At 38.0% G+C, this 26,357-nt stretch carries 20 protein-coding genes and 2 tRNA genes; 19 read left to right on the top strand and 3 right to left on the bottom strand.

The annotated features are described in order from the left end of the window. Nucleotides 1–386: 386 nt before the first annotated feature. The 12 genes from A2G56_RS07350 (at nt 387) to arcC (A2G56_RS07295) (ending at nt 14,400) form a co-directional block, all read left to right on the top strand. A complete protein-coding gene (locus tag A2G56_RS07350) occupies nt 387–1,094 on the top strand; it encodes a B3/B4 domain-containing protein (protein ID WP_062710906.1) in 708 nt (235 codons plus the stop codon). Nucleotides 1,095–1,388: 294 nt separating this feature from the next. Then, on the top strand, nt 1,389–2,621 hold the full coding sequence (arcA, locus tag A2G56_RS07345) for an arginine deiminase (RefSeq protein WP_062710902.1): 1,233 nt from the start codon (nt 1,389–1,391) through the stop codon (nt 2,619–2,621). 61 nt (nt 2,622–2,682) lie between these two features. Continuing rightward, a complete protein-coding gene (gene argF, locus A2G56_RS07340) occupies nt 2,683–3,696 on the top strand; it encodes an ornithine carbamoyltransferase (RefSeq protein WP_062710884.1) in 1,014 nt (337 codons plus the stop codon). Between the two features lie 103 nt (nt 3,697–3,799). Next, nucleotides 3,800–4,747 carry a carbamate kinase gene (gene arcC / locus A2G56_RS07335; RefSeq protein ID WP_062710899.1) on the top strand — a complete coding sequence of 316 codons (948 nt, stop codon included), beginning with the start codon at nt 3,800–3,802 and terminating at the stop codon, nt 4,745–4,747. A 30-nt stretch (nt 4,748–4,777) separates the two neighbouring features. Next, the gene (gene arcD / locus A2G56_RS07330; protein WP_062710896.1) at nt 4,778–6,187 is read left to right on the top strand and encodes an arginine-ornithine antiporter; all 1,410 of its coding nucleotides are present in this window, start codon (nt 4,778–4,780) and stop codon (nt 6,185–6,187) included. Between the two features lie 103 nt (nt 6,188–6,290). Then, nucleotides 6,291–7,409: an aminotransferase gene (locus A2G56_RS07325; RefSeq protein WP_062710892.1), complete on the top strand. Its 1,119-nt coding sequence runs from the start codon at nt 6,291–6,293 to the stop codon at nt 7,407–7,409. Nucleotides 7,410–7,783: 374 nt separating this feature from the next. Continuing rightward, a complete protein-coding gene (arcA, locus tag A2G56_RS07320) occupies nt 7,784–9,016 on the top strand; it encodes an arginine deiminase (RefSeq protein ID WP_062710889.1) in 1,233 nt (410 codons plus the stop codon). A 4-nt stretch (nt 9,017–9,020) separates the two neighbouring features. After that, on the top strand, nt 9,021–9,452 hold the full coding sequence (locus tag A2G56_RS07315) for a GNAT family N-acetyltransferase (protein WP_062710887.1): 432 nt from the start codon (nt 9,021–9,023) through the stop codon (nt 9,450–9,452). 15 nt (nt 9,453–9,467) lie between these two features. Further along, nucleotides 9,468–10,481, top strand: coding sequence for an ornithine carbamoyltransferase (argF, locus tag A2G56_RS07310; protein ID WP_062710884.1), 1,014 nt, complete (start codon nt 9,468–9,470; stop codon nt 10,479–10,481). Nucleotides 10,482–10,584: 103 nt separating this feature from the next. Beyond that, complete coding sequence (locus A2G56_RS07305; protein ID WP_062710881.1) at nt 10,585–12,081, top strand: YfcC family protein; 1,497 nt, start codon at nt 10,585–10,587, stop codon at nt 12,079–12,081. Nucleotides 12,082–12,098: 17 nt separating this feature from the next. After that, nucleotides 12,099–13,430 (top strand): dipeptidase, encoded by a 1,332-nt coding sequence (locus tag A2G56_RS07300; protein ID WP_062710879.1) that lies wholly within the window; start codon nt 12,099–12,101, stop codon nt 13,428–13,430. A 22-nt stretch (nt 13,431–13,452) separates the two neighbouring features. Then, nucleotides 13,453–14,400, top strand: a complete 948-nt coding sequence (gene arcC, locus A2G56_RS07295) for a carbamate kinase (RefSeq protein ID WP_062710878.1) — start codon at nt 13,453–13,455, stop codon at nt 14,398–14,400. A 273-nt stretch (nt 14,401–14,673) separates the two neighbouring features. Here arcC (A2G56_RS07295) and trpS read toward each other — a convergent pair whose 3' ends face one another. After that, nucleotides 14,674–15,696, bottom strand: a complete 1,023-nt coding sequence (trpS, locus tag A2G56_RS07290; RefSeq protein ID WP_062710873.1) for a tryptophan--tRNA ligase — start codon at nt 15,694–15,696, stop codon at nt 14,674–14,676. An 823-nt stretch (nt 15,697–16,519) separates the two neighbouring features. On the opposite strand from trpS, the gene A2G56_RS07285 reads away from it, so the two are divergent. The 4 genes from A2G56_RS07285 to A2G56_RS07270 all read left to right on the top strand — a co-directional run bounded on the left by A2G56_RS07285 (nt 16,520) and on the right by A2G56_RS07270 (nt 23,118). Then, nucleotides 16,520–17,392, top strand: coding sequence for a YitT family protein (locus A2G56_RS07285; protein WP_062710868.1), 873 nt, complete (start codon nt 16,520–16,522; stop codon nt 17,390–17,392). A 64-nt stretch (nt 17,393–17,456) separates the two neighbouring features. Continuing rightward, nucleotides 17,457–19,079 (top strand): ATP-binding cassette domain-containing protein, encoded by a 1,623-nt coding sequence (locus tag A2G56_RS07280; protein WP_062710866.1) that lies wholly within the window; start codon nt 17,457–17,459, stop codon nt 19,077–19,079. A 72-nt stretch (nt 19,080–19,151) separates the two neighbouring features. Further along, a complete protein-coding gene (locus A2G56_RS07275; RefSeq protein WP_062710864.1) occupies nt 19,152–21,758 on the top strand; it encodes a YfhO family protein in 2,607 nt (868 codons plus the stop codon). Nucleotides 21,759–22,914: 1,156 nt separating this feature from the next. Further along, nucleotides 22,915–23,118 carry an ISL3 family transposase gene (locus A2G56_RS07270; RefSeq protein ID WP_062710861.1) on the top strand — a complete coding sequence of 68 codons (204 nt, stop codon included), beginning with the start codon at nt 22,915–22,917 and terminating at the stop codon, nt 23,116–23,118. Nucleotides 23,119–23,211: 93 nt separating this feature from the next. Here A2G56_RS07270 and A2G56_RS07265 read toward each other — a convergent pair. Then, nucleotides 23,212–23,283: transfer RNA gene (locus A2G56_RS07265), tRNA-Glu, on the bottom strand. A 123-nt stretch (nt 23,284–23,406) separates the two neighbouring features. Here A2G56_RS07265 and A2G56_RS07260 point away from each other — a divergent pair. Continuing rightward, a tRNA-Arg gene (locus tag A2G56_RS07260) sits at nt 23,407–23,480 on the top strand. A gap of 54 nt (nt 23,481–23,534) precedes the next feature. Here the strand turns inward: A2G56_RS07260 and rlmH are convergent. Further along, the gene (rlmH, locus tag A2G56_RS07255) at nt 23,535–24,014 is read right to left on the bottom strand and encodes a 23S rRNA (pseudouridine(1915)-N(3))-methyltransferase RlmH (RefSeq protein ID WP_062710858.1); all 480 of its coding nucleotides are present in this window, start codon (nt 24,012–24,014) and stop codon (nt 23,535–23,537) included. A 230-nt stretch (nt 24,015–24,244) separates the two neighbouring features. On the opposite strand from rlmH, the gene A2G56_RS07250 reads away from it, so the two are divergent. Next, complete coding sequence (locus tag A2G56_RS07250; protein WP_062710855.1) at nt 24,245–25,462, top strand: S1C family serine protease; 1,218 nt, start codon at nt 24,245–24,247, stop codon at nt 25,460–25,462. Between the two features lie 53 nt (nt 25,463–25,515). Then, a complete protein-coding gene (locus A2G56_RS07245; protein ID WP_062710852.1) occupies nt 25,516–26,283 on the top strand; it encodes a ParB/RepB/Spo0J family partition protein in 768 nt (255 codons plus the stop codon). Nucleotides 26,284–26,357: the final 74 nt, after the last annotated feature.

Here is a 26,357-nt window from a genome sequence, read left to right as displayed (position 1 = left end):
TGTAGTCCTGCCTCTCTAATTAGGCATAAACACATAGTGTCTAAGCCAGTCTCTAAATTAAATTTTCAAGAAAAATAATACAACGCTTTCATTATACCAAAGAAAATACTTAACGAAAAGATTTTGCTCCTTTTGACCACATCGCGCACAAGAAACATTTGTTTTCAAATAATAGCACCGTTAAAAATCCATCATTTGAGAGCTTTCCCGTAGTAAAATTGACAAAAAATAATATCTATTTAAAAAAACACCTGAACATTGAACTACAGAAACCATTATTTTTCACCAAAAATTTTTCATATACTTGTCATGCCTTTTGACTTCTGTTCTAAAAAGTGGTATTATTCTAAAAACTTTTCAATTAAGCAAGTAGGAGGACGTTAATTATGGGAACTTTTATCGTTGATTCATCATACTGGGAACTCTTCCCTGATTCTAAAATTGGTGTTGTACTGATTAAAGATTATCAGATGAAAGAAGAATTAGCTGGTGAACTAGAAGAGCTTTTAAAGCTTAGTAACCAGAAAGCTAAGAGTCATTTACAAGAAGACCAATTTAGCCAAAACGATGTTGTTCAAACTTACCGTAAAGCTTACCAAAAATTTAAAACAAAAAAAGGTGCCAGATCTAGTATTGAAGCCTTATTGAAACGTGTTGATTCTGACAAGCCTGTGTCAACTATCAGCCCATTAGTGGATATCTATAATTCAGCTAGTCTGACTTATGCCTTACCAGTTGGGGCTGAAGATATCGACACTTTCCAAGGAGATTTGAAACTCACTATTACCGAAGGTGGGGATGAATTTTACTTGATTGGTGACGAGGAAAATAGACCTACTTTAGCTGGTGAACTGGCCTATATCGATGACGCTGGAGCAGTCTGCCGTTGTTTCAACTGGCGTGACGGCGAAAGAACCATGATTACTGACAACACTAAAAATGCCTTTTTAGTGATTGAACTAGTGGATGCCACTAAAGAGGATAGCCTCAAAGAAGCTCTTAATTTCATAGAAGAGAAAGCTAACTACTTCTTGTCTGCCAAAACACATCAGACTATCCTAGATAAGGATTCTACGCAGCTAGATTTAGATTAACAGCTACTTGTTTGATAATGACTTTGTTTAACATGAAGAATCACAATCCTGTGATTCTTCATTTTTTTTAGACTAATAATTTATCGTTTTTCATTTAAAAAAGCAAAAAAATGTATAGAAATCGCTTTCATTTTGATAATGTTTCATTTTTTCCTTCGAAAGCGTGAAGTTTTTGGCATTCTACCTGTGAATTATTCTAACTTTTTTCTTTTAAAAAAGATAAAATATAACTCGTAAGCGCAAACAAAAGAGATAAAATATTGACTATCTCGATATTTTGAAAGGAGATTTTTTATGACTCAATCTAATCCTATTCATGTTTTCTCTGAAATTGGAAAACTGAAAAAAGTAATGTTACATCGACCTGGTAAAGAAATTGAAAACTTGATGCCAGACTACTTGGAAAGACTACTTTTCGATGACATTCCTTTCTTGGAAGATGCTCAAAAAGAACACGATGCTTTCGCTGACGCTCTTCGAAATGAAGGCGTTGAAGTCCTCTACCTTGAAGAATTGGCTGCTGAAGCATTGACTAGCCCAGACATCCGGGAACAATTTATCAAAGAATACCTTGAAGAAGCTAATATCCGTGGTCGTGAAACGAAAAAAGCGATCTACGACTTGTTAAATGGCATCGAAGATAATAAAGAACTGATCGAAAAAACAATGGCTGGGGTTCAAAAATCAGAACTTCCTGAAATCCCTGCAGAAGCCAAAGGATTGACAGACTTGGTGGAATCCGATTACCCATTCGCGATCGATCCAATGCCTAACCTTTATTTTACACGCGACCCATTCGCAACCATCGGTAATGGCGTTTCTCTTAACCATATGTTCTCTGAAACACGTAATCGTGAAACGATTTATGGCAAATACATCTTTACTTATCACCCAACTTATGCTGGCAAGGTTCCTATGGTTTACGACCGAGACGAGACTACTCGTATCGAAGGGGGAGATGAGTTAGTTCTTTCTAAAGATGTCTTGGCAGTGGGAATCTCTCAACGTACTGATGCGGCTTCGATTGAAAAATTATTGGTCAATATCTTTAAAGAAAACCTTGGTTTCAAGAAAGTCTTAGCCTTTGAATTTGCCAATAACCGTAAATTCATGCACCTTGACACCGTCTTTACAATGGTTGACTACGATAAATTCACTATCCACCCTGAAATTGAAGGAGACCTTCGCGTTTATTCTGTGACTTACGAAAATGAAGCGCTCAAAATCGTTGAAGAAGAAGGTGATTTGGCAGAACTCTTAGCAGAAAACCTTGGAGTTGACAGCGTTGAGTTGATTCGTTGTGGTGGTGACAACCTAGTTGCTGCAGGACGTGAACAATGGAACGATGGGTCAAACACGTTGACCATTGCCCCAGGTGTTGTGGTGGTTTACAACCGAAACACCATCACCAATGCCATCTTAGAATCAAAAGGCCTACGATTGATTAAAATTCATGGCAGTGAATTAGTTCGCGGTCGTGGTGGACCACGTTGTATGTCAATGCCATTCGAACGCGAAGATCTCTAAAAAAAGATTTCGTAATCGTCAATCACTCGAAAAACAGTTAACCTAAAGGAGAATTATAATTATGACTCAAGTATTTCAAGGACGTAGCTTTTTAGCAGAAAAAGATTTTACACGTCAAGAATTTGAATATTTAATTGATTTTGCGGCTCATTTGAAAGACCTCAAAAAACGTGGGGTGCCTCACCGCTATCTTGATGGTAAAAACATCGCCCTCTTATTTGAAAAAACATCAACACGGACACGTGCTGCTTTCACAACAGCTGCTATTGATCTCGGCGCACATCCTGAATACCTCGGTGCTAATGACATCCAATTAGGGAAAAAAGAATCCACTGAAGACACTGCTAAAGTATTAGGTCGTATGTTTGATGGGATTGAATTCCGTGGCTTTAGCCAAGAAATGGTAGAAGAATTAGCTGAATTCTCTGGCGTTCCAGTATGGAATGGGTTGACAGATGCTTGGCACCCTACTCAAATGCTAGCTGACTACTTAACGGTCAAAGAAAACTTCGGTAAACTAGAAGGGCTAACCTTGGTATACTGTGGAGATGGCCGTAATAACGTCGCAAACTCTCTATTAGTAGCGGGAACCTTGATGGGCGTTAACGTTCACATCTTCTCTCCAAAAGAACTCTTCCCAGCTGAAGATATTGTCCAATTGGCTGAAGGCTACGCTAAAGAATCTGGAGCACATGTTCTGGTGACAGATAATGCGGACGAAGCTGTTAAGGGCGCTGACGTGTTCTATACTGACGTTTGGGTGTCAATGGGAGAAGAAGACAAGTTCAAAGAACGTGTTGAACTCTTGCAACCATATCAAGTGAATATGGAACTCATTAAGAAAGCTGACAATGAAGACTTGATCTTCTTGCACTGCCTACCAGCCTTCCACGATACTAATACTGTGTATGGTAAAGATGTCGCTGAGAAATTTGGTGTTGAGGAAATGGAAGTAACCGATGAAGTCTTCCGCAGTAAATATGCGCGTCATTTTGACCAAGCTGAAAACCGTATGCACACAATTAAAGCTGTGATGGCTGCAACACTTGGAAATCTATTCATTCCAAAAGTTTAATAGATTAACAATGTTCATTTAACCCATGCTATAGAAGGGCTGGACTAGCCAAAGCCCAGCCCTTTTATAATAGACAAAATTGATATACACAAAGGAGAAACATATGGTAAATCGTAAAATTGTAGTTGCTTTAGGTGGAAATGCTATTCTCTCTAGCGATCCAAGTGCACACGCTCAACAACAAGCTTTAAAAGAAACTGCTAAACACCTGGTAAAACTCATTAAAAATGGTGATGACTTAATTATCACTCATGGTAATGGCCCACAAGTTGGAAATCTCTTGCTCCAAAACTTAGCAGCTGACTCTGAAAAGAACCCTGCTTTCCCATTGGATACTCTAGTTGCTATGACAGAAGGATCTATTGGTTTCTGGCTTCAAAATGCTTTACAAGATGCTTTATTGGATGAAGGCATTGAAAAAGAAGTCGCTTCTGTTATCACACAAGTTGTCGTTGATAAAAATGATCCTGCTTTTGAAAATCTTTCTAAGCCAATCGGTCCTTTCTATACAGAAGATGAAGCTAAAGCAGAAGCTGAACGCACAGGGGCTAGTTTTAAAGAGGATGCTGGCCGTGGTTGGCGTAAGGTTGTTGCTTCACCAAAACCTACAGGTATCAAAGAAATTGGCACTATCCGCACTCTATTAAATGCTGGATCTGTTGTTATTGCAGCTGGTGGCGGCGGTATCCCAGTTATTCAAGAAGAAAATGGCTATTTAACTGGTGTCGAAGCTGTTATTGACAAAGACTTTGCTTCTCAAACCCTTGCCGAATTAGTAGACGCTGATCTCTTTATTGTATTAACAGGCGTTGATTATGTCTTTGTTAACTTCAACAAACCTGACCAAGCTAAATTAGAACGTGTATCTGTTTCAGAGTTGGAAGAGTACATCAAGCAAGACCAATTTGCACCAGGTTCTATGTTACCTAAAGTGGAAGCTGCTATGGCTTTTGTCAATAATAAACCAGAATCCAAAGCTGTTATTACTTCTCTAGAAAATCTGGGTGAACTAATTGCTTCTGACAGTGGTACCATTATCGTAAAAGATTAATGAAACAATAAAGAAAGAAAAGGTATTTTTATGTCAAAAAAACCAAAAAAGTTAGGGATTCTTGCACTAACGGCACTGATTATTAGTTCATCCATTGGTTCTGGTATTTTTGCTATCCCTACAGATATGGCTGCTGCCGCTTCACCTGGTGGTGCTTTAATTGCTTGGCTTATTGCTGGTCTTGGAGTGCTAACACTCTGCCTATCTATTGTTAATATTATTAATAAAAAACCTGAACTATCAGGAATTGTAAGCTATGCTGAAGATGGCTTTGGACCTTTTAACGGTTTTATCAGTGGTTGGGGATACTGGTTATCTGCTTGGTTAGGTAACGTTGCCTTTGCAACTATGATGATGAAAACGATTGGTCGCTTCATCCCTGCTTTTGGTGACGGTAGTAACCTTTTATCTATCCTAGCTGCCTCTGTGGTGCTTTGGGGATTATACTTTTTAGTCAATCGTGGAGTAGAATCTGCGGCAGCATTAAATACTATTATTACCCTTTGTAAACTGCTTCCCCTTGCATTTTATATCATTTTAGCGATTCTCTTCTTCGATATGAATACTTTTATGGATAATTTCTGGGGAACAACTTCTGGAAGTTTCGAATTATCACCAATCATTAACCAAATTCAAAGTTCAATGATGGTTATCATGTGGGTCTTTGTCGGTATCGAAGGAGCTGCCATGATGTCTGACCGTGCAAGCAGTAAAGCCATTGTCGGAAAATCAACTGTTTTTGGACTTATTGGACTTCTAGTGGTCTACATAGCTGCTTCTATTTTGCCTTATGGTATCTTGACACGTGAACAAATTGTTGGACTCCCTAGTCCTGCTATGGGGTATGTATTAGCAGAAAATGTTGGCGCTTGGTTCCCAATCGTTGTTAACGTTGCCCTAATCGTTTCTATCTTCGGAGCTTGGCTATCTTGGACAATGCTACCTGCAGAAACGACCTTGATTATGGCTCAGAGAGACCTCTTACCAGCTAAATTTGGTGAATTAAATAATAAAGGTGTCCCTACTTACTCACTCTTCTTCATGACTGCTTTAACACAAGCCTTCATGTTTACCTTATTATTTACTGAATCTGCTTATCAATTTGCTTATGCTCTTTGTACAGCTGCTATGTTTATCTCTTGGCTATATGTTGTCCTTTATCAGACTAAGCTCTCTAAAAACCTAAAAGATACCAAACAAATGATTTTAGGACTTGTTGGATCCATCTTCTTTATCTGGGTTATCTGGGCTTCTGGTATTGATTACTTCTTACTTTGTCTAATTGCTTATTTAGTTGGTATTTTCTTCTATATGCAAGCTCGTAGGGAAAAAGGTGTCACTAAAATTTTCTCACAAACGGAATTGATTTTGCTGATTCTCTTAGTTGCAGGAGCACTCTTAGCTATCTTCCGATTAGTAACAGGACAAATTACACTTTAAGAGTCATAGATATCTGGCAAAAAGAGATAATGAGAACTTATCTCTTTTTCCCCTTATCTTAACATGAAAAAACATGATATGATAATCATAGAAAGGATACAATATGAAAATTAATGCTTTTGGTGTCGAAGAATGGCTCAATGTTTGGGAAAATGATGCTATTTATGATATTGCAGGTAGTTCCATCGCTTCCATGACTCTTGATGAGATTTTAAACCTTCATCCCGAAGGTAAAGACAAATTATTAGAGGAACTGCTCAATAAAAAAATGAATTATGGCTGGATTGAAGGTTCACCAGAATTTAAAGAAGAAGTTGCCAAACTCTATCAAACGGTAAAACCTAGTCAGATTTTACAAACAAATGGGGCTACTGGTGCTAACTTCTTAGCTCTTTATAGTCTAATAGAACCTGGTGACCATGTTATTTCTCTTTACCCAACTTACCAGCAACTCTATGATATCCCTCGATCTTTTGGAGCCGAAGTCTCTCTCTGGAAAATCAAAGAAGACAATGATTGGTTGCCTTCTTTAGACGATTTACGTCAGTTAGTCCGACCAAATACCAAAATGATTTGTATTAATAATGCTAATAATCCTACTGGTGCTATCATGGATAGAACATTCTTAGAGGAATTAGTCACTATTGCCAATGAAGTTGGTGCTTACATCGTATCCGATGAAATTTACAAACCTCTAGAAGATGGGGTAGATGTTCCAGCAATTGTTGACCTCTATGATAAAGGCATTTCAACGAACAGTTTATCAAAAACCTATTCTGTTCCCGGTGTTAGGGTGGGATGGATTGTTTCCAATGATGAATTAGCTGATGAATTCCGCAAGTACCGCGATTATACTATGATTTGTGCCGGTGTTTTTGATGACTTTATCACTACTCATGTGCTAAAACATAAAGAAATTGTTCTCAAAAGAAATAAAGAGATTGTATCGCGTAATTTAGATATTGTTAAAGAGTGGATTGCTACCGAACCTAGAGTTTCTCTAACTTTTCCACATCATGTGTCAACTTCCTTTATTAAACTAGATATTCCAGAAGAAACAGAAGCCTTTTGTATTCGATTGCTTAAAGAAAAAGGAGTGCTTCTTGTCCCAGGAAATCGATTTGATATGCCTGGCTATGCTAGACTAGGTTATTGTACCCACACCGAAACGTTAACAAAAGGACTTGAAAAACTGTCTGAGTTTCTAAGAGAGTTCGATTAGTTAATGACAATCTAATGAATGTTATAGCTAAGATTTGATGCTATTGCTATAATAGCTCAATGAACAGCTAGATTCTGGAGAGGACTACATTTGTCCTCTCATTTTGTGTTTAAAGCAATGAGAATGTGCTTTGTGAAGGTTTCAAGCTGCTCTCATTATACTTGATAACTTTAATGAGATTACTGGTCGCGTCTAATCTTGACATTGGACTGAGACTAGCTCAAAGCATTCACAGTCTGTCTTTATCCTATCTGCTAATAGCCCTTTCCTCTGACTGTTGCTTTATTCTCCTAAAAGGAGTAGAATAAAGTATGTAAGCGCAATCAAAAGAGATGAATCATTGGCTATCTCGATATTTTGAAAGGAGATTTTTTATGACTCAATCTAATCCTATTCATGTTTTCTCTGAAATTGGAAAACTGAAAAAAGTAATGTTACATCGACCTGGTAAAGAAATTGAAAACTTGATGCCAGACTACTTGGAAAGACTACTTTTCGATGACATTCCTTTCTTGGAAGATGCTCAAAAAGAACACGATGCTTTCGCTGACGCTCTTCGAAATGAAGGCGTTGAAGTCCTCTACCTTGAAGAATTGGCTGCTGAAGCATTGACTAGCCCAGACATCCGGGAACAATTTATCAAAGAATACCTTGAAGAAGCTAATATCCGTGGTCGTGAAACGAAAAAAGCGATCTACGACTTGTTAAATGGCATCGAAGATAATAAAGAACTGATCGAAAAAACAATGGCTGGGGTTCAAAAATCAGAACTGCCTGAAATCCCTGCAGAAGCCAAAGGATTGACAGACTTGGTGGAATCTGATTACCCATTCGCGATCGATCCAATGCCTAACCTTTACTTCACACGTGACCCATTCGCAACCATCGGTAATGGCGTTTCTCTTAACCATATGTTCTCTGAAACACGTAACCGTGAAACGATTTATGGTAAATATATCTTTACTTATCACCCAACTTATGCTGGCAAGGTTCCTATGGTTTACGATCGTGATGAAACCACTCGTATCGAAGGGGGAGATGAGCTAGTTCTTTCTAAAGATGTCTTGGCAGTGGGGATTTCTCAACGTACTGATGCGGCTTCAATTGAAAAATTATTGGTCAATATCTTTAAAGAAAACCTTGGTTTCAAGAAAGTCTTAGCCTTTGAATTTGCCAATAACCGTAAATTCATGCACCTTGACACTGTCTTTACAATGGTTGACTACGATAAATTCACTATCCACCCTGAAATTGAAGGTGACCTTCGCGTTTATTCTGTGACTTACGAAAATGAAGCGCTCAAGATCGTTGAAGAAAAAGGCGACTTAGCAGAACTCTTAGCAGAAAACCTTGGAGTTGACAGCGTTGAGTTGATTCGTTGTGGTGGTGACAACCTAGTTGCTGCAGGACGTGAACAATGGAACGATGGGTCAAACACATTGACCATTGCCCCAGGTGTTGTCGTGGTTTACAACCGAAACACCATCACCAATGCCATCTTAGAATCAAAAGGCTTACGCTTGATTAAAATTCATGGCAGTGAATTAGTTCGCGGTCGTGGTGGACCACGTTGTATGTCAATGCCATTTGAACGTGAAGACCTCTAAAACGATGTCAGTAATCGTCAATCAACTCCCTTACCAAAGGGCTGCCAGTTTATACATTCGATTCTGCGTATTTGTTCTGGAACGACAGATCAGTATGGAAGAAGAATTTGACGACAATGATGAACAAGGAACAGTTTACGCTGTCCTTTATGATGGCAAGCAACCTGTTGCAACAGGACGTTTTCTTCCAGAAACGCAGACCAAAGCGCGCTTAACACGAATAGCAACCTTAAAAGAATATCGTGGTAAGGGACACGGAACAACCATTATCACAGCCCTCGAACAGTATGCCAAAGAACAAGGCTATCACCACCTCGTCATTCACGCGGAATTAACAGCCAAACCGTTTTACCAAAAGCTAGGGTATCAAGCTTTCGGGGACTGCTACATCGAAGATGGGGAACCCTGTCAATCACTCGAAAAACAGTTAACCTAAAGGAGAATTATAATTATGACTCAAGTATTTCAAGGACGTAGCTTTTTAGCAGAAAAAGATTTTACACGTCAAGAATTTGAATATTTAATTGATTTTGCGGCTCATTTGAAAGACCTCAAAAAACGTGGGGTACCGCACCGTTATCTTGATGGTAAAAACATCGCCCTCTTATTTGAAAAAACATCAACACGGACACGTGCTGCTTTCACAACAGCTGCTATTGATCTCGGCGCACATCCTGAATACCTTGGTGCTAATGACATCCAATTAGGGAAAAAAGAATCCACTGAAGACACTGCTAAAGTATTAGGTCGTATGTTTGATGGGATTGAATTCCGTGGCTTTAGCCAAGAAATGGTAGAAGAATTAGCTGAATTCTCTGGCGTTCCAGTATGGAATGGGTTGACAGATGCTTGGCACCCTACTCAAATGCTAGCTGACTACTTAACGGTCAAAGAAAACTTCGGTAAACTAGAAGGGCTAACCTTGGTATACTGTGGAGATGGCCGTAATAACGTCGCAAACTCTCTATTAGTAGCGGGAACCTTGATGGGCGTTAACGTTCACATCTTCTCTCCAAAAGAACTCTTCCCAGCTGAAGATATTGTCCAATTGGCTGAAGGCTACGCTAAAGAATCTGGAGCACATGTTCTGGTGACAGATAATGCGGACGAAGCTGTTAAGGGCGCTGACGTGTTCTATACTGACGTTTGGGTGTCAATGGGAGAAGAAGACAAGTTCAAAGAACGTGTTGAACTCTTGCAACCATATCAAGTGAATATGGAACTCATTAAGAAAGCTGACAATGAAGACTTGATCTTCTTGCACTGCCTACCAGCCTTCCACGATACTAATACTGTGTATGGTAAAGATGTCGCTGAGAAATTTGGTGTTGAGGAAATGGAAGTAACAGATGAAGTCTTCCGCAGTAAATATGCGCGTCATTTTGACCAAGCTGAAAACCGTATGCACACAATTAAAGCTGTGATGGCTGCAACACTTGGAAATCTATTCATTCCAAAGGTCTAAGCTAAACTGGTCACATTATTAACTTAGCAACTAGTCGTTCTGGCTCTGGCGAAAATAACCAGAACTGGGACGACTTTTTAGATTTATCTTAGAGGAAACTATTATGACAGAACAAGCTAAACGGAAATTTAAAATTCCTTCTTCCTACACTGTTCTCTTTATCATCATTGCTATTATGGCCGTTTTAACCTGGTTTATTCCAGCAGGTTCTTACGACACTACTGAAAGTGGCAGTGTTATTTCAGGAACATATAAAACGGTACAATCCAATCCTCAAGGTATCTTTGATATCCTAATGGCTCCTGTACGTGGGATGCTAGGTATTGAGGGAACAGACGGAGCTATTCAGGTTTCATTTTTCATCCTTATGGTGGGGGGATTCCTGGGAGTTGTTAATAAAACAGGCGCTCTTGACACAGGGATTGCATCTGTTGTCAAGAAAAATAAAGGTCGTGAAAAATTATTAATTTTCATCTTGATGCCTCTATTTGCCCTAGGAGGATCAACTTATGGTATGGGTGAAGAAACCATGGCTTTCTATCCTCTCCTCATTCCAGTCATGATGGCTGTTGGTTTTGACAGTATTGTAGCGGTAGCTATTATTCTCATTGGATCACAAATTGGCTGTCTGGCTTCTACGATTAACCCATTTGCTACTGGAGTAGCTGCGGATGCAGCAGGGATTAGTATTGCTGATGGTATTATTTGGCGTGTTATTCAATGGATTGTTTTAGTTGGCATGTCCACTTGGTTTGTTTACAACTACGCTACTAAAATCGAAAAGGATCCTAAAAAATCACTTGTTGCTGACAAAGCAGCTGAACACAAGGAATTCTTTAAACTACAACATAATGGTGAAGAGTTAACAAAACGTCAAAGTCACGTGCTTGTTATCTTTGCTTTAACATTCATTATTATGATTCTAAGTCTCATTCCTTGGGAAGATTTTAATATCAAACTATTTTCAGATATCAATACCTTCTTAACTGGACTTCCTGGTATTGGTACAGTTTTAGGTAAAACAATGGGAGCATTTGGTACTTGGTACTTCCCAGAAATTACAATGCTCTTCATCATGATGGCTGTGCTTGTAGCGTTTGTCTTTAAAATGACAGAAGACGACTTTTTCTCATCATTTTTGTCAGGTGCTGGTGAATTTTTAGGTGTTGCTATTATTTGTGCTGTTGCGCGTGGTATCCAAGTTATTATGAACAGTGGTATGATTACAGCTACCATTCTTCACTGGGGTGAGAACGGGCTTTCTGGTCTCTCTTCACAAATATTTATTGTTTTAGCTTATATTTTCTACCTTCCAATGTCATTTTTAATCCCTTCAACCTCAGGCTTAGCTGGAGCTACTATGGGAATTATGGCACCTCTTGGACAATTTTCAAATGTACCTTCACACTTGGTAATCACTGCCTTCCAATCTGCATCAGGCGTTCTAAATATGATTTCTCCAACTTCAGCTATTGTTATGGGTGCACTTGCCCTAGGGCGTGTTGACTTAACAACTTGGTGGAAATTTATCGCTAAATTTATTGTTGCCGTTATGGTAACAAGTGTATTATTGCTTGTTGTAGCAACATTCTTTGTTTAGTAGGAAGGTAGGTTAAGATGAAAACTTTCATCACTCAAAAACATCATGACGAATTTCTAGAAGCCACTAAAACAATTGTTGGTTATCCCTCTGTCTTAAAAGAAGGTGAAAATGGGACACCTTTCGGTCAAGCTATCCAAGACGTGTTAGAAAAGACCTTGGACATTTGTCAACATATAGGCTTTAAAACATATCTTGATCCAGAAGGCTACTATGGTTACGCTGAGATTGGACAGGGAAATGAAACGCTGGCCATCCTCTGTCACTTAGACGTGGTCCCTGAAGGAGACATTCAGTTGTGGGACACTCATCCTTTTGAATGCGTTGAAAAAGACGGTAAGCTTTATGGCCGTGGTACTCAAGATGATAAGGGCCCATCGATGATGGCACTTTATGCCACCAAAGCACTACTAGATGCTAAGGTTGACTTTAACAAAAAAATTAGGTTCATTTTTGGAACCGATGAAGAAACCTTATGGCGTTGCATGAACCGTTACAACGAAATAGAAGAAAAAGCAACTTTTGGCTTTGCACCAGATTCTAGTTTCCCGTTAACCTATGCTGAAAAAGGGTTATTACAAGCTAAATTACACGGTCTAGGCAGTCAGCAAATCACCCTAGATGCTGGACAAGCCTATAATGTAGTTCCTGCTAAAGCTAGCTATGCGGGTAAAGATCTAACTGATCTTGCTCGTGAATTAGATAGCCTTAACTTTGAATATCAACTAGACGATCAGCAACTAACCGTTTATGGACTTGCTCAACATGCTAAAGATGCCCCTAAAGGAATAAATGCTATTGTCAGACTGGCTAAGGCACTGACGAATCTTACTGACCATCCAACTTTAGACTTCTTAGCAAAAATGGTCGATGAAGATGGACGAGGTCTTCATATTTTCGGAGACGTTCAAGATCGCCCTTCAGGAATCTTGTCATTCAATGCTGCTGGATTAACCATTACCCCAGAATCATCAGAAATTCGTCTAGATATTCGTATTCCAGTCTTAGCCGATAAAGACGAGATTGTTAAAAAATTAAAAGATGTTGCTAGTGACTATCAACTTACCTATGAAGAATTTGATTATTTAGCACCATTATACGTTCCTTTAGAAAGTGAAGTCGTAGATACTTTACTCACGGTCTATCGCGACAAAACCGGTGACATGCAGGAAGCGAAATCATCTGGCGGCGCTACATTTGCTAGAACAATGGAAAATTGTGTTGCTTTTGGTGCCCTGTTCCCTCATGCTGAACAAACAGAACATCAAGAAAATGAGTGTATCGTACTAGAGGATGCTTTTAAAGCCATGGACATCTACGCTGAAGCAATCTACCGTTTAACAAGATAATGGTAAACAAGGAGAACCTAAGATGAAGAAACAAAAAATTGTTGTGGCACTGGGAGGAAATGCTATCTTATCAACAGATGCTTCGGCAAAAGCGCAACAAGAAGCACTGATTAGTACTTCCAAATCTCTAATCAAATTAGTAAAAGAAGGACATGATGTTATCGTTACCCATGGTAATGGTCCTCAAGTTGGTAATTTATTACTTCAACAAGCTGCCATTGATTCCGAAAAGAACCCTGCCATGCCACTTGATACCTGCGTTGCCATGACAGAAGGAAGTATTGGCTTTTGGCTCCAAAATGCCCTTGATAATGAACTTAAAGAGCAAGGCTTAGACAAAGAAGTGGCCACAGTTATTACGCAGGTTGTCGTTGATCCTAAAGACAAAGCCTTTACTAATCCAACTAAGCCAATTGGTCCATTTTTAACGAAAGAAGAAGCTGATAAGCAAGCTGAAGAAAGTGGCGCTAAATTTAAAGAAGATGCTGGTCGTGGTTGGCGTAAAGTAGTTCCTTCACCAAAACCAGTTGCCATCAAGGAAATCAAAACAATTCAAACTCTGCTTGAAGCAGGACAAATTGTTATTGCAGCTGGCGGAGGTGGTATTCCAGTTATTCAAGAAGAAAATGGCTTTTTAAAAGGGGTTGAAGCTGTTATTGATAAAGATTTTGCCTCACAAACATTAGCTGAACTCGTTGATGCTGACTTATTTATCGTTTTGACTGGGGTTGATCATGTCTTTATCAACTTTAACAAACCCAATCAAGAAAAATTGGAAAAAGTTTCTGTTGCAGAATTAGAAAACTATATCAAAGAAGAACAATTTGCAGCAGGATCTATGTTACCAAAAGTCGAAGCTGCTATGGCTTTTGTTAACAACAAACCAGACTCTAAAGCTGCGATCACTTCTTTAGAAAATCTAGGTGAGCTTATTGATAGTGAGAGTGGAACAATTATTGTAAACAGCTAATAGCGCCATTCAGAGACATTTCAGGCGTTAGGAGAACTTAGTCCTCGACTCATTTTAAAAATGATCCTTAGCCACTTTAAAGGACCTTCGTTTGATTCCTAGAAGTCGTTTCGAGAGATTTAACCATGCCTGCTTCAATCATGGTAGGCAAACGGGGATTCTTGAAAAAAATTAACAAAACTAGTCACTAAAGGACTACAATAATCCACCCCAAAAATAAAGACGAGTTTCATCTGAAAACTCGTCTTTTATCATGCAGCAATACACTAAACTTTAAAAATAAGTAATACCCATTGCATCTTTCACTTCAGCTAGTGTCTGACTAGCAACTTTTCGTGCTTTATCGCTGCCATCTTTAAGCATTCTAAAAACTTCACCCATATCTTTGGCATATTCTAAGCGACGACTTCGTATCGGTGCTAATTCACGCTCTAAAATCTCAAGCAGGTAACGTTTGGTTTTTACATCTCCAAGTCCACCGCGTTGATAATGCTCTTTCATAGCTGCAATCTCAGCCTGATCTTCTTCACGTCCAAAAATATCCAAATAATGGAAAACCATATTTCCTTCGATTTGACCTGGATCTTCCACACGAATGTGATTTGGATCCGTGTACATACTCATGACTTTTTTACGCACAGTATCCATATCATCAGACAGGTAAATACCATTACCTAACGATTTAGACATCTTAGCATTACCATCAAGACCTGGCAAACGACCTGCTGCTTCATTAGCTGGATACATCCCTTCAGGTTCTACTAAAACATTTGTCTGATAAGTATGATTAAAACTACGAACAATCTCACGTGTCTGTTCAATCATAGGTTTTTGATCATTTCCAACAGGAACCAAATTAGCTTTAAAGGCAGTAATATCTGCTGCTTGAGAGATAGGGTATACCAAAAAACCTGATGGAATAGACTCCCCAAAACCCTTTTGGGCAATCTCTGTTTTAACCGTTGGGTTGCGTTCTAAGCGTGCCAAAGAAACTAAATTCATGTAATACATCGTTAATTCAGCTAATTCAGGTATCTGACTTTGGATAAAAATAGTCGATTTTTCTGGATTTAAACCAGCAGACAGATAATCAAGAGCCACATTACCAATAGACTCTTTGATAATGGCTGATTCTTTAGCATGATCTGTTAAGGCTTGTTGATCTGCTAAAAAAACAAACATATCATAGCGATCCTCATCTTGTAAAATCACCCGATTTTTAAGTGATCCTACATAATGTCCTAGATGTAACTTGCCTGTAGGACGATCTCCGGTTAAAATAATTGGTCTACTCATTCACTTCTCCTTTAACGTCAGAATCTTAATTAAATAACAATTTTCAAGTTTAAACAAACAATGTAAGGTCATCAGTGGTTGATTATTGACAGAAACTGTCATCCATATTTTTAGTAAACCAATGAAAAAACCCACACAGTTCAACTACGTGAGGGCGTTCCTTTTAAGACGCAGCATCAGCTCAACTAACAAAAAGAAAAGACCTGCTATCTTTTTATGATTATACTAATAGTTGCTTAATGGCCTAAAGTTTCATGTGAAACACCGACTCGCATCATCGAACTACTTTACTCGTTTACAGTAAATAACTGCTCTCTAAAAGACAGTTCCTAATGACTCACCTGATGATTTCATTCTAAGCCAAAATACAAACAAAGTCAAGTTTATCATCGTTTATAGCATACTTAGTCATTCTATCAAAATAGAGCTACTGACCACTTATTTAAACGACCTTTTTCTCTCCTATTACAGTTGACAGCTTCACCGTTTTCTCTAGCAAATGGTACCTAATCCTAGTATCACTACAATCATTATAATCAAAAGATATTATCCGACAGCTAGTATCCACTAATTTAAGAAATACAACAGACTCCTCATAGCAGATTATTGATTTTACCTTCCTAAAGGTGGTATGCGAAGGCTGTTTTTTGATAGGACTAGCCACTATTTCACTCATAATATCATCATTATAACATTTCAAAGGCTTGACTAGTTGCCTAAGCTGATGGATAATAGAGAAACCATTAATTTATCAATATGGTCAATCGCTTAGTAAATTTATTTCATTAAGTCTTTTCAATATCTAACATAAAAGGAGTGTAACATGTCTAAAAAAGTGAAAAGCTTCATTCTTTTAAATATCGGTTCTATTGTAGCAGCGTTTGGCTTTAACGCTTTCTTTCTGCCTAATAATATTGTTACAGGTGGTATTGGAGGGCTAGCGATTAGTTTCCATGAATTATTTTCTTGGGATGCTGCTCTTTTTATGATGGTATCTAATATTCCACTGCTCCTCTTGTGCTATTTTTATTTAGGGAAACCCATTTTTCTAAAAACAATTTATGGATCTCTTGTTTACCCTATCTTTATTAAATTAACACAAGGAGCTCCTGTCATTACTGAAAATCCTTTTTTAGCTGCCTTATTCGGTGGGATTATTGTCGGTGCTGGATTAGGATTGGTTTTTTGGAGTGATTCCTCTACTGGAGGAACCGGTATTATTATTCAATTACTAGGAAAGTATACTCCTATTACCCTAGGCCAAGGGGTTATTCTAGTAGATGGGATCATTACTGCTGTCGGATTTTTTGTTTTCGATGGTGATACTGTCATGTATTCTATTATAGGACTCGTTACCATTAGCTATATCATAAATGCTGTTCAAACTGGCTTTACAACCTTAAACACTGTGCTAATTGTTTCTCAAAAACATAAAGAAATCAAAACCTACATTAATACTGTTGCCGATAGAGGGGTAACAGAAATCCCTGTTAAAGGGGGCTACTCTGGTTCTAATCATATCATGCTAATGACTACGGTTTCTGGTTACGAATTTATCAAACTACAAGAAGCTATTACTGCCATTGATGAAACAGCATTCTTAACAGTAACACCTACTTCTCAGGCATCTGGACGCGGATTTAGCCTTCAAAAAAATCATGCTAGACTAGATGACGATATCATGATGCCAATGTAATTGATTGATAAATAAGGGGTTTTCTAGTAGAATACAATTAGAATATAGACATGAGGTAAACATATTGCTTACAGTTTCAGACGTTTCACTACGCTTTAGCGATCGCAAACTTTTTGATGATGTTAATATCAAATTTACAGAAGGAAACACCTACGGCCTTATTGGCGCTAATGGTGCCGGGAAATCAACCTTCTTAAAAATTTTAGCAGGTGATATTGAGCCATCGACTGGACACGTTTCACTGGGCCCAGATGAGCGTCTCTCAGTCCTTCGTCAGAATCACTTTGACTACGAAGAAGAACGTGCTATCGATGTTGTAATTATGGGTAACCAGGACCTTTACAACATCATGAAAGAAAAAGATGCTATCTATATGAAAGAGGACTTTTCTGATGAGGATGGCGTCCGCGCAGCCGAGTTAGAAGGTCAATTCGCAGAACTTGGTGGCTGGGAAGCTGAATCAGAAGCTTCTCAATTACTCCAAAACTTAAATATCCCAGAAGACCTCCATTACCAAAACATGAGTGAACTAGCTAATGGGGACAAGGTGAAAGTACTCCTTGCTAAAGCTCTCTTTGGTAAACCTGATGTTCTTCTTCTTGACGAGCCTACCAACGGTCTTGATATTCAATCAATTTCATGGTTGGAAGACTTTTTAATTGATTTTGAAAACACAGTCATCGTTGTCTCTCACGACCGTCACTTCTTGAACAAGGTCTGTACCCACATGGCTGACCTTGATTTTGGTAAAATCAAACTCTTTGTTGGTAACTATGATTTCTGGAAAGAATCCTCTGAATTAGCCGCACGTCTACAAGCAGACCGTAATGCCAAAGCCGAAGAAAAAATTAAACAACTTCAAGAATTCGTTGCTCGCTTTTCGGCCAATGCTTCAAAATCAAAACAAGCCACTTCTCGTAAGAAAATGCTTGATAAAATTGAACTAGAGGAAATTGTTCCTTCAAGTCGCAAATACCCATTCATTAACTTTAAAGCAGAACGGGAGATTGGAAATGACCTCTTAACCGTTGAAAATCTTTCTGTCACCATTGAAGGTGAAAAAGTACTGGACAACATTAGTTTTATCCTTCGACCAGGCGACAAGACCGCCTTAATTGGTCAAAATGACCTTCAAACAACAGCTCTCATTCGTGCCATCATGGGAGATATTCCTTATGAAGGTACTGTCAAGTGGGGAGTGACAACGAGTCAGTCCTATCTTCCTAAAGATAACACTAAAGATTTTGAAAATGGAGAATCTATTCTTGAATGGTTACGTCAGTTTGCTGCTAAAGAAGAAGATGACAACACTTTCCTACGTGGTTTCCTTGGTCGTATGCTCTTCTCTGGTGACGAGGTTAACAAGTCTGTCAACGTCTTGTCAGGGGGCGAAAAAGTGCGTGTCATGCTATCGAAACTCATGCTCCTTAAATCAAATGTGTTGGTGCTTGATGATCCAACTAATCACTTGGATTTGGAATCTATCTCAAGCCTTAACGATGGCCTAAAAGCCTTCAAAGAATCCATTATCTTTGCCAGTCATGACCACGAATTCATTCAAACACTTGCTAATCATATCATCGTTTTGTCTAAGAATGGAGTCATTGACCGGATCGATGAAACTTACGATGAGTTTCTTGACAATAAAGAAGTTCAAGCAAAAGTTCAAGAACTTTGGAAAGACTAAAAAACAGAAAACTCAGTTGATGATCAACTGAGTTTTCTACTATACTTTACACACTGTTGACAAGGTTAAACTATGATTTCTAAATTTACAATCAAAAAAGGACTTCCTTATCTTCTAGGATTCTTGTTTCCTTTCCTAATAATGGCTATTGTCTTATTCACTAATGAAATCTGGTGGAAAAGTGAACGGACCATTTTAGCCAGTGATGGCTTCCATCAATATGCTATCTTTGCTCAGAATCTTAGAAATATCTTACACGGATCAGATAGTATTTTTTACACTTTCACTAGTGGTTTAGGATTAAACTTCTACGCTCTTATTAGTTATTATTTGGGATCTTTATTATCTCCCTTTCTCTATTTTTTCTCTCTTCGATCAATTCCTGAAGCTATCTATCTTTTTACCTTACTAAAATTTGGATTTGCTGGACTAACTATGTTTACTGCTTTACGACAACTTTACAGCAATGTCAACAAAGTGTTTCTCTTATCCTTATCCACTTCTTACGCTCTAATGAGCTTTGCAATCAGCCAATTAGAGATCAATACTTGGCTAGATGTTTTTATCACTGCACCTTTAATTGTATTAGGATTACACCTGCTCCTTGAAAAACGTCAATGTTGGCTTTACTATATTAGTCTCACTGTTTTATTTATTCAAAATTATTATTTTGGATTTATGATGGCTATCTTTTTAACACTCTATTTTTTGGTTCAACAAAGTAGAGCAATTTCTTGGAAAAGCTCCCTTAGACAAGTTTTAGATTTTACTTTTGTCTCAATCTTTTCAGCTCTATCTAGCTCAATCATGTTATTACCGAGCTATCTGGACCTGTCAACCCATGGTGAACAATTTTCAACATTTGATCAATGGTTGTCCAAAGATGCCTGGTATTTAGATTTCTTTGCCAAAAATATTATCGGAGCTTATGATACCACAAAATTTGGCTCTATCCCGATGATATATGTTGGTTTATTTCCACTTGTTTTAAGTCTTATATTCTTTACTCTTAAAACTATTAAATGGCAAATTCGATTAGCTTATTTATTACTCATTAGCTTCATAATCGCTTCCTTTTATCTTGAACCACTGGATCTTCTTTGGCAAGGAATGCATGCTCCAAACATGTTTCTACACCGCTATTCTTGGCTTTTATCCCTACTTCTAGTATTTATGGCTGCAGAAACCCTTGAACACTGGCAAGCCTTTAAACTAAGAAACATTATAATACCATTTACATTCCTAGTTTTAGGTTTCTTAGCTACAACTAGCTTTCAAAAAGAATATGACTTTTTGACGATTTCTCAATTTATGGTGACCATTATTTTCTTGATTTCCTATACTGTTATTCTCTTGAACAATAATAATCGGTTACTTCCTAAAGGATTTTTACTTAGCTTTACACTCTTCTTTACACTTCTTGAAATATTTATGAATACCTTTTTTGTCGTGCGTAGCTTAGGCGAGGAGTGGGTCTTTCCTACTAGAGAAGGCTATGAAAGAAATATGGCTGATATCGAAAAACTTGTCAACTACTCCAAATCTAAAGAGATTAATTTTTATCGAACAGAACGTCTTCTTCCTCAAACTGGAAATGACAGTATGAAATTCAATTACAATGGGATTTCTCAATTTTCATCAATCCGCAATACAGCCTCAAGTAGCAGCCTAGATAGACTAGGATTCCAGTCCCATGGTACAAATCTCAACTTACGCTATCAAAACAATACAATCCTTGCAGATAGTTTATTTGCTGTCAAATATAATTTAACCCAATCTGATCCCAAAAAATTTGGCTTTACAAAAGAAAAGTCTTCCCATGCCATGGAACTCTATAAAAATAACTACGCTTTACCTCTTGGTATTCTTTCAACGAACGTTTACAAAGATGTCAAGTTCACTGTCAACACGCTTGACAATCAAGCTAATTTCCTTAATCAACTTTCTGGACTATCAGAGACTTACTTCCAACGCCTAATGAGCAATCCTATTAGTAATAATAACCACTTGTCCAATCGTGTCAACCTAAAAGCTGATCAATTTGGTAGGACAACAATCAGCTACCAATTATCTCTACCCGCCCATCAACAAGTTTATATCAGTGTTCCTAATCTTAGTTTTGCTAATGACAATCAGAAAGAAGTTACTATTTCCCACGGCAAAGTCTCTCAAACATATACCACAGACAATGCCTATACCTTCTTTAATGTTGGCTATTTTGAAAAGCCACAAACGATTATCGTAACCCTAGCTTTTCCCAACAATGCTACTGTCAGTTTTGACTCACCAAATTTTTATGGATTAAACACACTTTCTTATCAAAAAGCTATAAAAACGATTAAAAATCAAAGTGCTCAAACAAAGACAGAGGGCAATAAGGTTTTAACGACCTATCACGCTAAGCAGGATTCCTCAATAATCTATACCCTCCCATTTGATAAAGGTTGGCAGGCAAGAGTTAATGGTAAGAAAACCGCAATCCGACGAGCTCAAAAGGGGTTTATGATCGTTGATGTCCCTAAAGGAAGAGGATCTGTTAAGCTTACCTTCATTCCTCAAGGGCTAAAAGAAGGAAGTTTACTATCGCTTCTGGGGCTGGTATTATTTGTTTGTTATCATTCATTTCCCAAGTGCTTCAAGCAAGGTAACCCTTTAAGCAAATCGAAAAAGACACAATAATGATACCAGTCTCCAATTGTAAAAGGTATAGTCTAAAACTTTTTGGCTCTATAATTTCTGTAGTGGTAACGCCACTGTGGAGATTATGGAGCTTTTTAATCGCACACAAAGCATACTTAGTAGTGAGGAAACCTCTGACAGGAGGGAGTGAACACTACTTTTTTGTTGTGTGAAAGTAGAAGGATTTTGTCAAGTCGTTGGGGCTTTTGTCGCTAGATAGCGTCTTAAAAACTGGCAAGGAACCTATTTTAGAACGTAGGATTCACTAAGATAAAATTTTCTAGAGGCAAGTAGCTGCGACTGTTTTCCTATTTTTCTACAGAAATTTTCGCAAACAAGACGTCCTTTCGAACCATCAATTTTAGTCTGTATGTTATCAAAATAGGTGGACGCTTGGCGTCAAGTATTGAAAATGACACCACTAAAACAAGGTATCATTACAAGACAAAAAAGTCATATGATGTGAATAAATAGTTGAATTGATCTGAGAAGCAAATTCAGAAGTGGCTATCCTTGCCAAGGGTGATAAGAGACACGGCTACACCATGTCTAATAATACTATCAGTATCATCCGTCTATCGACAACTCAATCGCTTTGATGACAAGACTGATTTGACTTGTTTGTCAGAAGTAACGCGCTGAGACGAGTATGTCTTCAAAAAAAGAAGAGAACCTTATTGCTCAAGATGTTGACACTAATAGCATCTTGCTATCCTTGATGGGCGAACGCAGGAGATCAGTCATAACCATCTGATATGCTGTTCTAGACAAGGTCAGAAACCGCATCGAAATTATCATCATAGATGGGCTTAGCCCTTATTATGACCTGGCTAAACTAATGTGTACCAATGTTCAGATTGTCCTTGACTGTTTTTCGTATGTCACAACAGCCGGGGCTCGACACCCAAATTATGAATATCTTCGACCACTATTCTCATAAATACAAGGCTTTAAAACGTTATGTGAAGCTGATGCAACGAGACAAGCATGGACTAAATGATAAGTGCTTTTATCGTCCAAATTTCCGCATGCGTTAACCATCCAGGGGATTGTCAAACGCCTTCTAAGCGACTCCGCTGAACTTGGGAAACACTGCCAATTTTATCAGCTTCTGCTCTTTCACTTTTAAGAAAAGCAGTCAGATCAATCTTTCGACGTGATTGAGGATCAGCTAGATAGTATCAATCCACCTTTTCAGACTGTTTTCAAGGGATTTTTAAAATTTGGAAACGAGATTAAAAGTGTTTCAGCTGTACCTTATTCAAATGCTAAACTTGAAGCCACTAATCATCTTATTAAAGCCACTAAGCCAACGCTGTTGGTTTTTGAAACTTCAAAAACTTTAGAATCAAGATATTAATCATCTTAAATCCAAAAAAAAAGAGAGAACCAACCTGATTCTCTCTCGGTGTTAGCTATAAGTCAACCCACTACAATTGACAAAAAGTTACAATAGTCCGTACGGGATTCGAACCCGTGTTACCGCCGTGAAAAGGCGGTGTCTTAACCCCTTGACCAACGGACCATAGATGTTATCTTTAACACTCTTACTATTATAGCAGATAATTTTTTTTTGTCTAGCTCTTTTTTAAACTTTTTTTACTATTGCAGATTGGATTATTTTTTGATAAACTAATGGAGTAATAGTGGTCCCATAGCTCAGTTGGATAGAGCATTCGCCTTCTAAGCGAACGGTCGCAGGTTCGAATCCTGCTGGGATCAAACAAAAGCAATTGGAACAAATTATTCCAGTTGCTTTTTTTTTTACCTAACTCTCTATTTGTGATACGGACTCCCCTGTTGAATCATAAAACTACGATAAATTTGCTCAGCTAACACCAAACGCATCAGCTGATGCGGCAAAGTCAATAAACCAAAGCTCATCAGTTGATTAGCCCTTTTTTTAACACGCGCATCTAGCCCAAGACTACCACCGATGATGAAAGTAATCGTAGAAGTCCCAGCTAGAGTAATTTTTGCCATTTGTTTAGCAAAATCTTCGGATGAATATTGTTTTCCCTCAATGGCAAGGGCCACAACATAGTCTCTCTCTCCAATTTTAGCTAAAATTTTATCACCTTCTTTTGCTAAGATCTTAAGATTCTCTGCTGGACTGGCTTGATCAGGTGTTCTTTCATCAGGCAATTCAATGATATCACATTTGGTAAAACGTCCCATTCGTTTAACGTACTCAGCAATACCATCCTTTAAGTATTTTTCTTTTAATTTTCCAACACAAATAATTTTGATTTTCATGACTTGATTATAGCATATACACAGTATTTTAACACCTTATCCACATGTTAATGATTAAATAGCGGTGTCTTCTCTCGCTAGTTTAAAGGATTCCCACAGATCAACAAGACTTATCCACAGCCTGTGGATACTTTCTTTTTTGACATCTTTAAGCTATAATTAAGACACTTCAATTATGCTTTTAAACAACAGTAAAAGTATTTCTAAAATAATAGATAGGGGCGATTCATTTGACAAACAAATCAACCAATAGCTTTAAACGAACACTGACAACCATTATAGTTGCTCTGATTTCTGGTTTACTAGGAGCCTTTATGTTTTTTTATTTCTCAGAAAACTTAATACCATCTTCAAGTAATTCCCACCAAAAAACTAGAACTAGCAATGTTGTCTACAATAATACAACCGACACAACCAAAGCAGCTAAAAAAGTACAAGACGCTGTCGTTTCCGTTATCAACTATCGAAAAAAATCCAATTCCTCTTTAAATGACCTCTATTCACAAGTCTTTGGCAATGACCAAGAAAAAAATTCCAGTGATGAACTTAGCGTGTACAGTGAGGGGTCTGGGGTTATCTATAAAAAACAAGATGGTTCAGCTTATGTTGTTACTAATAACCACGTTATTGATGGAGCTGAAAGTATCGAAATCATGCTTTCTGATGGTACTAAAGTTGTCGGAAAGTTAGTTGGTTCCGATACTTACTCTGACCTAGCTGTTGTCAAAATTTCAGGTAAAAAGGTATCAACTGTTGCCGAATTTGCTAATTCAGATAAACTTAATGTCGGCGAAACAGCCATCGCTATGGGAAGCCCACTCGGTACCGAGTATGCTAACACTGTTACTCAAGGGATTGTTTCCAGTCTAAGTCGTACGGTGACCCTTAAAAATGATGAAGGTGAGACCATTTCAACCAATGCCATTCAAACAGATGCTGCTATCAACCCTGGTAACTCTGGAGGAGCGCTCATTAACATTGAAGGCCAAGTTATTGGAATCAATTCAAGTAAAATTTCTTCAACTTCAACAGCTGGCGAAGCCGTAGAAGGAATGGGATTTGCTATTCCAGCTAATGATGTACTAAAAATTATCAATCAGTTAGAAAAGAATGGCCAAGTAACACGACCTGCTCTTGGTATTTCTATGGCTAATTTGAGCGATCTCTCAACCAGTGTAATCTCAGAACTAAAAATCCCTGAAAGTGTCACAGCTGGTATTGTTGTCGCTTCAGTTCAAGATAATATGCCCGCTTCAGGTAAACTCAAACGCTACGATGTTATTACTAAAATCAATAACAAAGACGTCACATCAACAAGTGATCTCCAAAGCATTCTTTATGGACATGATATTGGAGATACTATCAAAGTGACTTACTACCGTGGTAAAGATAAACAAACAGCCGCTATTAAATTAAGCAAGTCAACCAAAGACTTAGAAAATAACTAAGAAGAGGCCCTTCGGGGCTTTTTCAACGTTTTTATAACCATAGGATTTAAGCAATGACAGATATTTTAAAAGACATTTTGATCAGTGATATCACGACTAACCCCAATCAGCCAAGACAAATTTTCAAAGAAGAAGACATCAAAGCACTTGCTGAATCCATTGCAAATAATGGCTTAATCCAGCCCATTATCGTTAGGCCATCAGATATTATCGGTTATGAGTTAATAGCTGGTGAAAGACGACTAAGGGCTCATCAATTTCTTGGTAAGAGCCATATTCAGGCAATCATTACTCAAAAAAGCTATCAAGAGAGTATGAAACAAGCTCTTATTGAGAATCTTCAAAGAGCCGATTTAAATCCCATTGAAGAAGCCAAAGCTTATCAAAATATCATCGATAAACTCGGAATGACTCATCAAGAACTAGCCAAATCCATTGGGAAATCTAGGCCCTATATTTCAAACCAATTACGCCTATTACAGCTCTCTTCTTCTTGGCAGACAGCCATTGAAGAAGGTCTAGCTACGCCAGGCCATGCTAGGCTGATTCTTCCCCTCTCTAAAGAAGAACAGAACTTTTGGCTAACAGAAATCACTGGTCATCAAATAAGCGTTCATCAGTTGGAAAAAAGTCTCAAAAAAGAAGACAAGCAGCCAACTTCAAAAGAAAAAACGATTTTCCAAAACCATTTGGAAGAAGAACTTCAAAAATCACTTGGCTTGTCAGTCAGCATCTCAGGTTTTCAACAAAAGAAAGGTCACCTTTCCATTACCTTCTCCAACGAAGAAGAATTCAACAGAATTATCAACAAGCTAAAATAACTTGTTCATTGTTAATTTTACAAACACTACTTATCCACAACAAAAAACGAAAGAAGCCCGTTATATCAAGAGCT

Origin of the sequence: Streptococcus halotolerans, from assembly GCF_001598035.1 — a bacterium.
Lineage (GTDB): Bacteria > Bacillota > Bacilli > Lactobacillales > Streptococcaceae > Streptococcus > Streptococcus halotolerans.
Note: the sequence above shows the minus strand (reverse complement) of the source record. Positions and strands in the feature narration are given on the sequence as shown.

Coding starts and splice junctions, on each gene's coding strand:
- arcA (WP_062710889.1), top strand. CDS start 7,784: ATGACTCAATCTAATCCTATTCATGTTTTCTCTGAAATTGGAAAACTG.
- arcC (WP_062710899.1), top strand. CDS start 3,800: ATGGTAAATCGTAAAATTGTAGTTGCTTTAGGTGGAAATGCTATTCTC.
- A2G56_RS07285 (WP_062710868.1), top strand. CDS start 16,520: ATGTCTAAAAAAGTGAAAAGCTTCATTCTTTTAAATATCGGTTCTATT.
- arcC (WP_062710878.1), top strand. CDS start 13,453: ATGAAGAAACAAAAAATTGTTGTGGCACTGGGAGGAAATGCTATCTTA.
- rlmH (WP_062710858.1), bottom strand. CDS start 24,014: ATGAAAATCAAAATTATTTGTGTTGGAAAATTAAAAGAAAAATACTTA.
- A2G56_RS07245 (WP_062710852.1), top strand. CDS start 25,516: ATGACAGATATTTTAAAAGACATTTTGATCAGTGATATCACGACTAAC.
- A2G56_RS07300 (WP_062710879.1), top strand. CDS start 12,099: ATGAAAACTTTCATCACTCAAAAACATCATGACGAATTTCTAGAAGCC.
- trpS (WP_062710873.1), bottom strand. CDS start 15,696: ATGAGTAGACCAATTATTTTAACCGGAGATCGTCCTACAGGCAAGTTA.
- arcD (WP_062710896.1), top strand. CDS start 4,778: ATGTCAAAAAAACCAAAAAAGTTAGGGATTCTTGCACTAACGGCACTG.
- arcA (WP_062710902.1), top strand. CDS start 1,389: ATGACTCAATCTAATCCTATTCATGTTTTCTCTGAAATTGGAAAACTG.
- A2G56_RS07315 (WP_062710887.1), top strand. CDS start 9,021: ATGTCAGTAATCGTCAATCAACTCCCTTACCAAAGGGCTGCCAGTTTA.
- A2G56_RS07325 (WP_062710892.1), top strand. CDS start 6,291: ATGAAAATTAATGCTTTTGGTGTCGAAGAATGGCTCAATGTTTGGGAA.
- A2G56_RS07305 (WP_062710881.1), top strand. CDS start 10,585: ATGACAGAACAAGCTAAACGGAAATTTAAAATTCCTTCTTCCTACACT.
- A2G56_RS07275 (WP_062710864.1), top strand. CDS start 19,152: ATGATTTCTAAATTTACAATCAAAAAAGGACTTCCTTATCTTCTAGGA.
- A2G56_RS07350 (WP_062710906.1), top strand. CDS start 387: ATGGGAACTTTTATCGTTGATTCATCATACTGGGAACTCTTCCCTGAT.
- argF (WP_062710884.1), top strand. CDS start 9,468: ATGACTCAAGTATTTCAAGGACGTAGCTTTTTAGCAGAAAAAGATTTT.
- argF (WP_062710884.1), top strand. CDS start 2,683: ATGACTCAAGTATTTCAAGGACGTAGCTTTTTAGCAGAAAAAGATTTT.